Raw genomic sequence first — 13,342 nt, forward strand, 5'->3', positions numbered from 1 at the left:
ACTTCTCGCGCCAGCGGCGCTCGCTTTTATTAAAGGTGGTGCAAGTTGGCAGCCGCAGGCTGCCAACTTGCACCACCTTTAATAAAAAGTAATTTGTGCGTGAGGCTCACTATGTTTTTCAGGCCCGGCGCAGAGGTGTAAAGCTGGCGAGTAGCGTGATCAGGCCCAGGCCGAGCGCGATCCAGACTAACTCCTGACGGGCGCCCAGAGGGAGGAGCAGGAGCCCCCAGAGCGCTTTCCCCACGGGTTCAATGCCAAAAGTGAGCAGGCGAAACGAACTATTTACCCTCCCCAGCAGTTCATCGGGGGCAAGCGAGAGTCTGTAGGAGACGACTACTACGGCATAGCAAGGCCAGAGCAGGCCGATTAGTCCCATCGCAAGGATGAGCATCCAGGGGCCAGAACTCAGTGCCAGTAGTACGCTCGCCAGCGTCCAGCCAAGCAGGGAGCCGAGCATGATTGGTCCCATGCCCAGGTGCCTTTGTAGCCAGGGCGCGATGGCGCCTCCCAGGAGGCCCCCAATCCCGTTGGCGCTGATGACGATACCCAGGGTAAGCGTGTCCAGGTGAAGGGTGTCACGTGCCAGGAGAATCACCGCCAGGGTAATTCCGGCCTGCATAAAATTGATTAGCGTCGTGAGCAGAGCCATCAGGCGGAGCAGGGGCTGGCGCCAGAGAAAGCGTAGTCCTTCAAGTACATCCTGCACGAGCGATTGTGGTTGTGTCACAACGCGTTGCTGTTGAAAAGGCACACGAATACCGCCCAGCGAGAGCACTGAGACAAGGTAAGAGAGGCTATCAGCCATATATGTCAGCATCGTACCTGGCAGTGTAGCGCCTGCGAACTGAATCAGCAGGCCCCCAAGACTGGGGCCAACCAGTGTGGCGGTACTCTGAGTAATTTCGCTCAGCATATAGGCTGAGGGGACATCCTTGGGCGCGACTACACGTGGCAGGGCCGAGAGCTGAGCGATGCCAAAGAGCACGTTGGCTGTCCCTTCGAGGAAGGCCACGACATAGAGCTGTGGTAGCGTCAGGTGACCGAGATAGAAGGCCACAGGCACAGAGGCCAGGAGGAGCCAGCGCAGCGTATCGCAGGCCAGCATGACCAGCTTGCGGTTCCAGCGATCCACCAATGCGCCCGCGGGCAAGCTAAAGAGTAGGTAGGGCAGTAACTGGACGGCGCTGAGAAAGCCGGCCTGAGCAGGTGAGTTGGTAAAGGCGAGTACAAGCAATGGGAGCGCGAAAAGTGAGACCTGGCTCCCTGTCTCGGAAACAATCTGCCCACTCCAGAGGAGCAAGAAGGCGCGATTGCGCCATAAGCTAGCCGTGGGTTGAGGTGGCCTGGCTGGCAAGGTATCGATCTGATCCATATAAAGCGAAATCCTTCATTGTGTGTCCAGGGAAAAGAGTAAAAAGCTTTGTGAAGATGACTTATGAGGCACACAATAAAAGGAGGAGCACGACTATGGCCAGGCGGAGCATGCTGGCAGCCTTGTGCTTCTCTTGTGAGATTGAGGCAATGAATGCTTGTTTGAGTTGGACGCTGACCAGTACTCCAACCAGCTCAGAAGGCTCAATAATGAGGCTGCACCGTGCGGTATCCTCCAACTGACTGCTAGAAAACGAGATGTCCTTCTTACATTTGTTTATAGGGATGAGTATAGCGAAATCCTTCTGGCTGGTCAATGTGAAGGGTTCTGGCGCAATAGAGCAGTTGACTTTTGTGGGGCACTGACACTAGAAACAGGGAGAATGATAAAATACTAAGCAGGTCGGTTTTCGCTCTGTGATATGACAACAAGTGGTATGCTTGTTGAAGCCAGCAACAGAGAAGAGGAGGGAGCATATGCCGCACTACTTTACGCGTGCCGAAGCGGAGGCTTTGCTGCCTGCGATCAGTGTGGAGCTAGGCAAAATCCAGGTTCACTATCGCCAGGCGCAAGGGCTAGAGAAGGATCTTGAGGAGATGCAGGTGAAGTCTATGGGCAATGGGCACCACCTGCAAGGCAAGATACTGCATGTTCAGGAAAGCTTGCTGGAGCATGTCCAGGCGTTGCAACAGGCAATGGAAGAGTTGCAGAAACTGGGCTGTGAGCTGAAGGACCCGGAAATTGGTCTGATTGATTTTTTGAGCTTGCGTAACGGCGAAGAGGTCTACCTCTGCTGGCACCTGGGCGAAGAGCATATCGACTACTGGCATACTCTGGAGGCTGGCTTCGCGGGCCGTCAACCATTTGAGGATGAGTAGCAAGAAGAAGTACGAGAGAGTTTGGTATGACAAGCATTCAACGGGTGCTACAAGAGGGAATACAGCGTTTGCAGATGCGCGATGGGCGCGGAGGGGAACAGAATCCGCGCCTGGACGCCCAGGTCTTGTTGGGACATATACTACAGGTGCCACGGGCGACATTGTACGCCTATCCCGAGCGAGAGTTGAGCGCAGAGCAGGAGAAGCGCTTTCGCGAACTCATTGAACGGCGCGCCCGCAACGAGCCTGTCGCGTATCTTGTTGGCGAGAAGGAATTTTATGGACGCGACTTCCAGGTGGATGCGCGCGTGCTTATTCCCCGCCCCGAGACGGAACTACTGGTGGAAGCTGCGCTCAAGGAGGCGCGGCGTCGCCTGGATGCGGGAGAGACGCCAGTTGTGGCCGATGTTGGCACCGGGAGCGGGGTTATCCCGATTACCCTGGCGCTAGAGGAGCCACGCCTGCCTGTAATCTATGCCTGCGATGTCTCGACGGAGGCCTTAGAGGTTGCGCGTGCTAATTGCCAGCGCTATGGCGTTGAGGAGCGTGTGATCCTGTTGCAGAGCGATCTCTTGCAGGCCTTGCTCCAGCCCGTAGATATGCTGCTCGCCAACCTACCGTATGTCGGCACAAACGAATTACCACAGATGGCTCCCGACGTATGGAATTATGAGCCACACCTGGCCCTTTTTAGTGGTCCAGATGGGCTAGGCTTATTGACGCGCCTGTGTCGCGAAGCCCGTCAATATGGTATGCTGAGGCCTGGGGGATGGTGTGTGTTGGAAATGGGTTACCTGCATCAAGAGCCACTGACACGCCTAGTAAAGAGTTTCTGGCCCGAGGCCGATGTGGCGTGTATCAGTGACTACGCTGGATTGGACCGCCACCTGGTGGTGCGACTACCCGGCGGCAACCAGGTCCCATAACTGATCGCCGTTACTGAGGCATGATCCTGGGTTATACCCCGCTTCATATATGAGACCGTCAAAAGTGATGTATTTGCGTGTTTTTATAGAAAAGAGTGCGTAGTAGCAATGTACCTTTGCTGTGACGCGTTTAGCGGGGAGAGTCCACATGGCTCTGTTGAGAATCGTTGAGGCTCAAGTGTCATCGTTTAGTTTACCAGACCTGCTCTTAATTCTAGGAGGCGGCGCGGTCGCGTTTCTGCTTTCGTACCTCTTTACCTTTGGGGTCATCAAGTTTTGCACCCGGTTCGATTTGCTGGATCGGCCTACGAAAGAGCGCGACCGTATCCATAAGAAGCCAGTGCCACGCCTGGGCGGGGTAGCTATCTTCCTGGCCTTCGTGGTCGCCTCACTCATCTTTTACGCGTCCAACCACGAGGTGAAGCCGGATGAGATGATTCGTTTTATCTTATTGATGGCGGCCTCCCTCTTACTGGTAGCTGTCCATGCATATGACGATGTGCGTGGGATGCGTGCCCTCCATAAATTTATTGTCCAGTCGCTCGCGGTCGTGATTATCCTTGGTCCGTGGAACTGGCATTTTTATGGCATCATTCTCTTTGGCTTTAGCAATCCCTTTGGAGTCGCGGTCGAGCATCCCGGTCTCCCCTGGTATCAGCAGCCAATCATCTCTATCTTGATTCACAAGCCCGATATTACCTGGCTGGCGATCCCAGCTGTCATCGTTACCTGGTTCTGGTTTACGGGCATGACCAATACCATCAACTTTGTAGATGGCCTGGATGGGCTGGCCACGGGTGTGGTCGGAATTACTGGCTTCTTCATTACCATCATTAGTATTTACCTTGGTCAGTACACTATTGGCCTGCTGGCGGGAATCTTCACAGGTGCGGTGCTAGGCTTTCTGCCGCACAACTGGAGCCCGGCCAAGATCTTTATGGGTGATAGCGGGGCGCAATTTCTCGGGTTTATGCTGGCGGCCCTCTCCATCATGGGCGGAGCCAAGCTGGCTCTGGCGCTCATGGTCCTGGGTGTGCCCATACTGGATGTTGCCGTGATCATCGTGAGCCGCCTGCGTCGTGGCCAGTCGTTCGCCCAGCCTGATACGACCTCTCACCTCCACTATCGCTTGATGGCTACAGGCTTGAACGCCAAACAGATCTGTTATATCTTTTATGGCCTGACAACGGCCTTTGGCCTCCTGGCCCTGAGCCTGCCAAAGGGGGTTAAGATTGTCGGACTGCTGCTCGTTGGCGCGACGATGCTCTTTCTGACCTTCTGGCTGGACAATCTCCAGAAGCAGCGCGAGACCCTGCTCAACTCGCCACGCCCGCCTCTCTCTGACGAGCAGGAGTCAAATCCAACTGGGGGCGAGCACCATCACGCACGCTTGCAGACGGAGAGCTAGGTTAAGGCCGTGTGGTTGTCCGACAAAGAGAAGGCCCCGGTGCTTGTACAAGCACCGGGGCCTTCTCTTCTGCTTTCTTCTACGCCATGACTTCGTTGGAGGTCTCATTGAGCTGGCGAATCATCTCGATTTCTTCCTCCAGCATGCGCTTAAGGAAGTGCCCGGTATAGGACTGTGGCGCCTGTGCCACCACCTCGGGCGTACCCTCGGCGATGATGCGACCACCCCCGTCGCCCCCTTCGGGTCCCAGGTCAATGATCCAGTCGGCGCACTTGATGACGTCCAGGTTATGTTCAATGACGACAATCGTGTTCCCAGTATCTACCAGGCGTTGTAGGACGCTGAGCAGGCGATCTACGTCGGCGAAGTGCAGACCGGTGGTGGGTTCGTCCAGGATGTAGAGTGTGCGTCCCGTGGCGCGGCGTGATAGCTCGGTCGCCAGCTTAATGCGCTGAGCCTCACCACCTGAAAGCGTGGTCGCGGGCTGCCCCAGGCGCATATAGCCCAGACCCACATCCTTGAGCGTCTGCATCTTGGTATGGATAGAGGGGACGTTCACGAAGAAGCTAGCGGCCTCCTCAATGGTCATATCCAGTACATCGGCGATAGTTTTGCCCTTGTAGTGGATCTCCAGAGCCTCACGGTTATAGCGCTTGCCGTTACAGACCTCGCAGGGAACATAGACATCGGGCAGGAAGTTCATCTCGATGCGTACAATGCCCTCACCCTTACAGGCTTCACAGCGCCCACCTTTGACGTTAAAGGAGAAGCGGCCAGGCATATAGCCACGCATGCGTGACTCGGGTACCTGGGCAAAGAGTTCGCGAATGCCGGTAAAGGCGTTCGTATAGGTGGCCGGATTGGAGCGTGGTGTGCGCCCAATCGGCGACTGGTCAATATCAATGACCTTGTCCAGGTGTTCAAGCCCCTCAATGGTCTCGTGCTGTCCAGGGCGCTCATGAGCGCGGTGGAAGGTATGAGCCAGTTTGCGATAGAGAATATCGGTGATGAGCGTACTCTTGCCAGAGCCTGAGACGCCAGTGATGACGACGAACTTCCCAAGGGGGATATCGACGTCGACATTCTTCAGATTGTTCTCATTTGCGCCCCTGATGGTAAGCTTATTACCGTTGCCGGGACGGCGCTCGGTGGGAATCTCGACGCGACGGCGGCGTGAGAGGTAGTCGCCGGTGAGCGAGTTGGGATTGGCCACGATCTCGTCATAGGTTCCCTCGGCCACGACATAGCCACCATGCTCGCCCGCGCCTGGTCCAATGTCGATGATATGATCGGAGGCGCGCATCGTGTCCTCGTCATGTTCAACCACCAGCAATGTGTTGCCCAGATTGCGCAGGCGCGTCAGGGTCTTGATCAGGCGCTCGTTATCACGCTGGTGCAGGCCGATGCTGGGTTCGTCCAGGATGTAGAGTACCCCCATCAGGCCAGAACCAATCTGGGTTGCCAGGCGAATGCGCTGGGCCTCACCGCCAGAGAGGCTGGCTGCGGCCCTGCTCAGCGTCAGGTAGTCTAGGCCAACATCGACCAGGAATTGTAGGCGGGCATGAATCTCTTTGAGCACCTGACGCGCGATAAAGCGCTCGCGCTCAGTCAGGATCGTCGCAACGAGCTGTCCCCGCGTATCAATTTTCGCCAGGGGATCGCCAAGCAGGCTATTGCCCTGCTTGCCATTTTTCTTCGTCTTGCCATTCTTCACTGGTGCCAGGTGAATGGGCTCTCCAGGTTTGACGCCGCTCCGGCTGGCGAGTACATCATCCTCCAATTCCTGGAAGAAGCGCTGAGTGTGCGTGATTGAGAGGCTCGTCACCTGGACGATATTATGTCCCCCCACAGTAACGGCAAGAGCCTCTGGCTTGAGGCGCGCGCCCCGGCAATCCGGGCAGATGCGTGCCGTCATATAGCCTTCAATCTCTTCGCGAATACCCTCGCTATCGGTCTGCTTATAGCGCCGGTCGAGATTGGGGATGACACCTTCGAAATGGACATTATAGGTCTTGGTCTGCCCATGCTGAGGTGTATAGCGAATGGCAAGCTGCTCGGGAATACCGTGCAGGATTTTCTGCTGAATATCTTCATTCAGGTCCTGCCAGGGCGTATTCAGATCAAAGTCATAGGCCTTGGACAGGGATTCCAGAATGGCGCTATGCCACTGGCTACCATTGACGACCTTGCTCCAGGGGGCGATGGCGCCCTCAAGAATGCTGACCTCGGGATGGGTCACGATCAGTTCAGGATCGATCTCCATCTGCGTTCCCAGGCCGGTACAGGTGGGGCAGGCCCCGTGGGGACTGTTGAAGCTGAAGGTGCGGGGAGCGATCTCCGGCAGGCTAATGCCGCAGTAGACGCAGGCTGCCTTCTCCGAGTAGAGCGTTTCCTCTCCACCAATTACAGAGACCAGCACGACCCCATTGCCGAGTTTGAGGGTCGTCTCCAGCGAATCGGTCAGGCGCTGGCGGAAGGCTGGATCGACCTCTTCATGCAGGATCGCGGGAATATCTGGTTCCGCGATATTGTCCTCGTCGCGATGGGCCTCTTTGCTGGCATTGACCTCGTAGAGCGCGGGCCGCTCGGCCACCTTCTTCAGCCCATTCTCCTCGTTCTCCTCGCGTTTCTGTTTGCGAATAATCAGGCGGTCAACCACGACCTCGATGGTGTGTTTCTTCTGTTTATCCAGGTCGATTTCGTCGCTCAGGTCGCGAATCTCACCATCGACGCGCACGCGGACATAGCCTGAACGGCGCATCTCTTCAAAGACGTTCTTATATTCGCCTTTACGGCCCTGAACAAGAGGGGCCAGCAGCATGATGCGTGAGCCATCAGCCAGGCTGAGGACAGCATCCACAATCTGCTGGAGGGTCTGTTGACTGACCTCGCGACCGCACTGGGGACAATGCTGGTGCCCGATGCGTGCGTAGAGCAGGCGCAGGTAGTCATAAATTTCGGTAACGGTGCCAACTGTTGAGCGTGGGTTGTGGGTTGTGCCTTTCTGATCGATGGAGATAGCAGGCGAAAGGCCGTCGATGTGTTCAACATCGGGCTTCTCCATCTTGTCCAGGAACTGGCGTGCATAGGCCGAGAGCGACTCTACATAGCGACGCTGCCCTTCCGCGAAGATGGTATCAAACGCCAAACTACTCTTCCCCGAACCCGAAAGACCTGTGATGACCACGAGCTTATCGCGCGGAATGGTCACGTTAATATTCTTTAAATTGTGCTCACGTGCACCACGAACTACTATTTTATCCTGGGGCATAACAATCCAACCGTCCGTCCCTGCAAAACGTAGAATAACTACAGTGCTTATTTTCTATGTGGGTGTGCCAACGAAAGTGCTGCCCTGAAATGTTCAGGAACACCTTCTTTTGTTCTGGTATACTCTCGCCAAAGTACCGTAGAAAATACAAACAAACGTTCCATCTAACACTACTATACTGGCGGCTTTGCGTCAAGGGTTATGGGACCGGCTAGAGCGGATTCTTTTCATGCTCTCAAAGGGGAGAGTAAGAGCATTTGCGTTATTCCTCCCAATCCATCAAACCCATTCTGTACATGTGAGAATTGCTACAGGCCAAAAGGGTCACTACTAAGAGAAAACACTCTGGAGCGGGGAATTATTTCTTGGTTTATGACGTGTAGTCCGTAATTCTGTCTAAATATGGCTATGTTCCTTTGATGGAAATAGATTACAATAAAAACAGCTTGTAGCAGAGTTGTCTTGGTTGGCTGCAAAGATGTGGCCTGAGAAGAAGGAAGTGACTTTGGTGGAGGTACGTATGGGTGTAAAGCTGAATACTGGGAAGCGCTACCGTTTTGTGCGCGAGCTGGTAGAGACGTTGGCGCTGACAGTGTTGCTCTTTCTCGCGATCAACTTCGCGGTGCAGAAATTTGATGTGGTGGGCAAGAGTATGGAATCGCGGCTCCATAATCAGGAGAGCCTGATTGTCGACAAGGCGAGCTATTATGTACGCCAGCCTGCGCGTGGGGATGTCATTGTTTTTGAGGCGCCCCCGCAACCGACTGCCGACTACATTAAGCGTATTATCGCTGTGCCAGGAGATGTGATCTCGGTCGAAAACGGGGTGCCAACCGTTGATGGTGTGCGGCTCAATGAGACATACGTTGATCCCGCCAAAGCAGGGGCCTCACCCACTGATAGACCCATACATAATCTCCTTGTCCCTCCTGGTTACTACTTTGTGATGGGGGATAATCGCGTTGACAGTTATGATTCGCGCTCGTGGGGGTTGGTCCCGCGTGCTAACATCATTGGGCGTGCGGCGCTTATTTACTGGCCGTTTAAGGCGGATAACATTGGCCTTTTGCCTGATGTCTCATCTGTCTACGTGAAGGTACACCAACCATCGGATACAATCAATGCCAGGCGCTAAGATCTTATTCCGAAACTCAACCCCCATTCGGGGGCGCAGCGCCATTTGCGTGTCTAACGCTTCCCCCGTTCGGGGACAAGCGCGCTCAGGGTTTTCGGATCAGAAGTAGCTGCGCAACCAGGAAATAGTACTGTCGGGGGCCACGAACAGCACGACGCTACGTTTCGTGGTATCCTTCCTGTATACTATGGTGGAACTTATTGATATTATTTGAAACAGTTTAACGAGGAAAGCCCGTGGATGTAGAGCTGGATTTTGAAAAACGTTTCCGCTTAGTGCGTGAAATCATCGAAACCATCGTGTTGACCGTCTTGATGTTTCTGGTGATTCGCCTGGCAGTCCAGAACTTCAACATTGATGGCCAGAGCATGGAGCCGAACTTTCACAATCAACAATTTATTTTTGTCGACAAGTGGTCGTATCTCTTCCATCCACCCCGCCGCGGCGATGTGATTGTATTTGCCGCTCCCCCTGAACCCGACCAGGACTACATCAAGCGCGTTGTTGGCCTCCCAGGCGACGTTATCACCATTCAAGACACGACTGTATTTGTAAATGGGAAGGCATTATCTGAGACATATATCGATCCGCACCGCCAGGGGAATCCCTATGCGCCCATTGTCAACATGGTCATTCCCCAGGGCGATTATTTTGTGCTGGGAGACAACCGTGCTGGTAGCTCAGACTCGCGGGCCTGGGGCTGTGTTCCCAAGCAGAATCTCGTAGGCCAGGCCGCGTTTGTCTTCTGGCCCTTAGGACAGGATAACTGGGGGCTGGTCAAGAACGAGAGCGGTATCTTTGATCAGGTGCCCCAGCCACCCCAGGTCAGTAATCCCACCATATGTCCGGTGAAGCCTGCCCCTGTTCCTGCCACCCAGATCGCCCCCTCGCAGGGTGGGTATCCCTCACTCATCTCCCAGGCCGAACTGCCCGCCACTTTCCTGCTGCCCACCCTCCTTGGCGGCTGGTGGTACTGGCAGCAACGTGCCCAACGCCGCTGCAATGCCAAAGAAGCCACCGAGCAGGACCAGGAAGAAGAGGTATAATAAGTAGCCTGAAAAACAGGCAAGCTTAAAAATTGTTTTTCTCGTTGAAGTGCCTTTAGCCGGGTGGGAAAGCTTCTTTCCCTACCCGGCTAAATATTTCCTCAGCGAAGGCTGGAGTAAGAAAATGCTCGAAAGATATGAATGGTCGAAGCAATTGCAAGAAACGTTACAAAGAAACATCTACGATTATGTCCAACATACATGGCGTCTCTCAGATATGTATAGTAATAATGTAGATAAAAGTGGCTCAGATTACGCGGCTATAGTTAGATGGGTACGAGAAAAGTGCGAACAGAGGAATTATATATCCTGGCTCGATAATACTACTGCTAACACTTCTAGAAGGCCTTAAGAAGGGGCTTTAGGAGTTGCTTGCATGAAAAAGTTGAACATATTTCAACGGAATTGTCTTGTTATTGGTACCGATTTGGCGACCATTCAGAGCCTGGGAAAACTGCTCAACACTTGGTTTCTTCCATCACCATTCTGTACATTGTGGTATCATTGATAGGAAATGCGGCAGAAGCTGCCGCTACTTCTCGTTTTGTTTGTTTATACAATGATAAGGATTAAGTCAAACCCGATCACAATACTGACAAACGACACTAAACGGAGGTATGAGCACGTGAAATGTGACCTGGGAGATCTGGCGATCTTCTATGAAACCAGAGGTGCTGGTCGGCCCATCGTCATGTTGCCTGGGCGGCCAAGCGATCATCGTATTATGGAACGGTTCATGGAACCTCTTTTCACGCAGCGGGATGGCTGGCTACGCATCTATCCTGACTTACCCGGCACAGGGCTCACCCCGAGCGTGGACTGTCTAGCCACGCACGATCAGATGCTCGAAACTGTGCTGGCGTTCATCGACAAGGTCATCCCAGACCAACACTTCGTGCTCGCTGGCATGTCCTATGGTGGCTACCTGGCTCGTGGTGTACTCTATCATAGGGCGGCGTTGATCGATGGCGTGCTGCTCTGTGTACCTCAAATGAAGGCCGATCCCGCCCAGGTTCATCTCCCACCCAGGACTACGCTTGTGGAAGACCCGATGTTAATGGCCCAATTAGAGCCGAGCGAGGCACAGATTATCGCGGACCTCGTTGTGGTACAGAGCCACACGGTGGTGGAGGCGATGCGCGATGTGCTGGCAGAGGTCCAGCTAGCCGACCATACCTTTCTCGCTCAGCTAGATCCGGCTGGCCCCTTTTCCTTTGATGTGGATCGACTTCCCACTCCCTTTGGTGGCCCCACGCTCATTCTGACTGCACGGCAGGACCAAATTTGTGGATACCGGGACGCCTGGGATCTGTTGGACAACTACCCCAGAGCGACGTTTGCTGTACTTGATCGGGCCGGACATTTTGTGGATATCGAACAGAATGTGCTGTGCCACGCCCTCATGCGTGAGTGGCTGGATCGGGTGGAGGAAGGCGAAAGCCGCTGACCGCCAACCGGCCTGGTATCTTTGATGGGGGAGAAGAAGTCGAATCCACATACGGCGGCAGTTACAGGGGCAGTGATGGGAGAAGATTTCTTTCGTACCGATCCGCGCTCCCTGACCGATGCTCTGACACGTGTGGTTATTCACTATCACGTGTAAAATGGGAGATCTCCTTATAAGCGGAGTTGTGAGGCCATGCAAGCATGGCCCCTACACATGATGTTAACCGAGTTGGATGCTCATGTCTCCGTTGTTAAGGGTGATGCTCTTGATGGGGCGTTTGAGTCGGGCTTGAGCGTCGGCGAAGTGCTTGTTGAGCAGTGTCGTGATGTCGTCGGAGGAGAGGACCAGGCCGATGGGTCCTTCCAGGGTAGTGTTGGTGGCAACAAGCTTTCCATCTTGTATTTGGGGTAGGACTGAGATCGCGCTGGCGAAGCCATAGACTGTGAAGCTTAGCCGCACATGATCGGGTGTGATTTGGGTGCTGGGATTTTGGACCGGGCTATTTGGTGGTAGGTTGAGCACGACCAGGTTGTTGAATGCATCTTGCGTGACTTTCAGGGGTGGAATAGGCACATCGATCCCGGGGGAAGTGGGGGAAGGCCGGGAATGTTTGTAATATTCGAGGCATCCGGTACCTGGTTCACGGCCCTCGTCATAGCGGCATCTAACTCTTGTGTCGCCATATCGTGAGCATAAGGACGTATGCCGAAGGTCCAGATGGCTCCCAGGGCCAGGACCAGTATGACAAGAATAGAGAGACAGCCCAGGGTCAGGCCTGCGCGGCTACGCTTACGTGGTTGAGGCCTCTCCTGGACTGCTGCTCCTCTTGGATCTGCGTTTGGTTGCATGTTTCTCTCTCCTGCTGAATTTCTCTGATACTGTGGAAACGGAGCAGGAGGCATTGAGGGAGACATTTGCCCTGGTCTCTGGTAAGAAGTTCCTGCTTGTGGGCCTGGTACTGGCTGTTGCCAGGAGGGTTGTTGTGATGGACCCGCGAGGAACGTCTTTTCCTCATGGGGATTGCCCAGCGATGATTGCTGCCAGGCAGACGGCGTGCTAGCTTGCACGGTGGCTCCACATTGAGGACAGAAGCTCGCCTGCCTGTCGATTGGTGCGTTGCACTGTCTGCAATTCATGTCTTTCCCCCGTTTATAAAGGTTAACGCTCACGATGCAAAATCTCGTCCATGGATTGGATGATGCGTTGACACAGGGCCGGGTCTGCGTTAATGGCTTGCGCGACCTGGTTGATGAGGGCCTGTTCTTGCTCTGGCGAGAGATGGTAGCCATATTGCTGGTGGACTGCGACGGCTGCGCCACGGCGTACCTTTTCCTCGTCGCTAAACTGAGGAGGGGGAAGGGCCTGGGTTGCGCGCTCGCTGGTGGTGCCGGGAGGGCTTGCGCCTTGCAGGGGTTGCAAGCCCTGAGCGGCAAAGGCGATCTCGTTGCCAATCAAGTGCGCTGAATGAGGTGTAGCTCGCTCTACATGGACGACGACGCTCTGACTCTCCTCTTGCAGTTGGGTAATAGTGCCTTCCAGGTAGATAACCTCTGGCGCTCCCCAGAAGACACGCTCGCCTTTTTGCAGGATCATCGCTTTTCAACTCCCATCCTTTGATGCAGGTCATACAAAGGCCCTTTCTGCATATACGTTTGTCACAGGGATAGGGTTTTTATGTATGTGAGTGTGGTGGCGTCTTCGGCGCCTCGGCGCCGAAGACGCCACCACACTCTATACTCTTGAAAAAGGTAGTTGGCTTATTGTCGTGAGCGACAATATATGGTATCTTAGTCAAGAGCGGACGGCGGCGAGCAGCATCTTCTATTTTTTGTTAGTAGTGCGGACTGGACAGCAAACCC

13 protein-coding genes are annotated in these 13,342 nt (G+C 54.5%); 8 read left to right on the plus strand and 5 right to left on the minus strand.

All coding sequences use genetic code 11. The features are described from left to right. Positions 1-118: 118 nt before the first annotated feature. On the minus strand, positions 119-1,372 hold the full coding sequence (locus tag JMJ04_RS13775) for an MFS transporter (RefSeq protein ID WP_201371043.1): 1,254 nt from the start codon (positions 1,370-1,372) through the stop codon (positions 119-121). 476 nt (positions 1,373-1,848) lie between these two features. Here JMJ04_RS13775 and JMJ04_RS13780 point away from each other — a divergent pair, with 476 nt between their 5' ends. The 3 genes from JMJ04_RS13780 (at position 1,849) to JMJ04_RS13790 (ending at position 4,584) form a co-directional block, all read left to right on the plus strand. Further along, positions 1,849-2,250, plus strand: a complete 402-nt coding sequence (locus tag JMJ04_RS13780; RefSeq protein ID WP_201371044.1) for a DUF2203 domain-containing protein — start codon at positions 1,849-1,851, stop codon at positions 2,248-2,250. A gap of 26 nt (positions 2,251-2,276) precedes the next feature. Continuing rightward, positions 2,277-3,176, plus strand: a complete 900-nt coding sequence (gene prmC / locus JMJ04_RS13785) for a peptide chain release factor N(5)-glutamine methyltransferase (protein WP_201371045.1) — start codon at positions 2,277-2,279, stop codon at positions 3,174-3,176. Between the two features lie 148 nt (positions 3,177-3,324). After that, positions 3,325-4,584: an undecaprenyl/decaprenyl-phosphate alpha-N-acetylglucosaminyl 1-phosphate transferase gene (locus JMJ04_RS13790; RefSeq protein ID WP_201371046.1), complete on the plus strand. Its 1,260-nt coding sequence runs from the start codon at positions 3,325-3,327 to the stop codon at positions 4,582-4,584. Between the two features lie 79 nt (positions 4,585-4,663). Here the strand turns inward: JMJ04_RS13790 and uvrA are convergent, their stop codons facing one another. Next, positions 4,664-7,855, minus strand: a complete 3,192-nt coding sequence (gene uvrA / locus JMJ04_RS13795) for an excinuclease ABC subunit UvrA (RefSeq protein ID WP_201371047.1) — start codon at positions 7,853-7,855, stop codon at positions 4,664-4,666. 508 nt (positions 7,856-8,363) lie between these two features. On the opposite strand from uvrA, the gene lepB (JMJ04_RS13800) reads away from it, so the two are divergent. From lepB (JMJ04_RS13800) to JMJ04_RS48015, 4 genes are all read left to right on the plus strand, one after another. After that, positions 8,364-8,990, plus strand: a complete 627-nt coding sequence (lepB, locus tag JMJ04_RS13800; protein ID WP_236038157.1) for a signal peptidase I — start codon at positions 8,364-8,366, stop codon at positions 8,988-8,990. Positions 8,991-9,226: 236 nt separating this feature from the next. Further along, positions 9,227-10,036, plus strand: a complete 810-nt coding sequence (gene lepB, locus JMJ04_RS13805) for a signal peptidase I (protein WP_236038019.1) — start codon at positions 9,227-9,229, stop codon at positions 10,034-10,036. Between the two features lie 625 nt (positions 10,037-10,661). Beyond that, positions 10,662-11,483 (plus strand): alpha/beta fold hydrolase, encoded by an 822-nt coding sequence (locus JMJ04_RS13810; RefSeq protein ID WP_201371049.1) that lies wholly within the window; start codon positions 10,662-10,664, stop codon positions 11,481-11,483. Positions 11,484-11,507: 24 nt separating this feature from the next. After that, positions 11,508-11,639, plus strand: coding sequence for a hypothetical protein (locus JMJ04_RS48015; protein ID WP_268887335.1), 132 nt, complete (start codon positions 11,508-11,510; stop codon positions 11,637-11,639). 63 nt (positions 11,640-11,702) lie between these two features. On the opposite strand, the gene JMJ04_RS13815 is transcribed toward JMJ04_RS48015, so the two are convergent. Together JMJ04_RS13815 and JMJ04_RS13820 are read right to left on the minus strand one after the other, a co-directional pair. Next, positions 11,703-12,056 (minus strand): hypothetical protein, encoded by a 354-nt coding sequence (locus tag JMJ04_RS13815; protein ID WP_201371050.1) that lies wholly within the window; start codon positions 12,054-12,056, stop codon positions 11,703-11,705. Beyond that, positions 12,038-12,331 carry a hypothetical protein gene (locus JMJ04_RS13820; protein WP_201371051.1) on the minus strand — a complete coding sequence of 98 codons (294 nt, stop codon included), beginning with the start codon at positions 12,329-12,331 and terminating at the stop codon, positions 12,038-12,040. The genes JMJ04_RS13815 and JMJ04_RS13820 overlap by 19 nt, the downstream gene beginning before the upstream one ends. A gap of 53 nt (positions 12,332-12,384) precedes the next feature. Here JMJ04_RS13820 and JMJ04_RS13825 point away from each other — a divergent pair, with 53 nt between their 5' ends. Beyond that, the gene (locus tag JMJ04_RS13825) at positions 12,385-12,543 is read left to right on the plus strand and encodes a hypothetical protein (RefSeq protein ID WP_201371052.1); all 159 of its coding nucleotides are present in this window, start codon (positions 12,385-12,387) and stop codon (positions 12,541-12,543) included. A 98-nt stretch (positions 12,544-12,641) separates the two neighbouring features. Here JMJ04_RS13825 and JMJ04_RS13830 read toward each other — a convergent pair whose 3' ends face one another. Continuing rightward, positions 12,642-13,076 (minus strand): hypothetical protein, encoded by a 435-nt coding sequence (locus JMJ04_RS13830; RefSeq protein ID WP_201371053.1) that lies wholly within the window; start codon positions 13,074-13,076, stop codon positions 12,642-12,644. Positions 13,077-13,342: the final 266 nt, after the last annotated feature.

The organism is Ktedonobacter robiniae (assembly GCF_016587375.1).
Classification (GTDB): domain Bacteria; phylum Chloroflexota; class Ktedonobacteria; order Ktedonobacterales; family Ktedonobacteraceae; genus Ktedonobacter; species Ktedonobacter robiniae.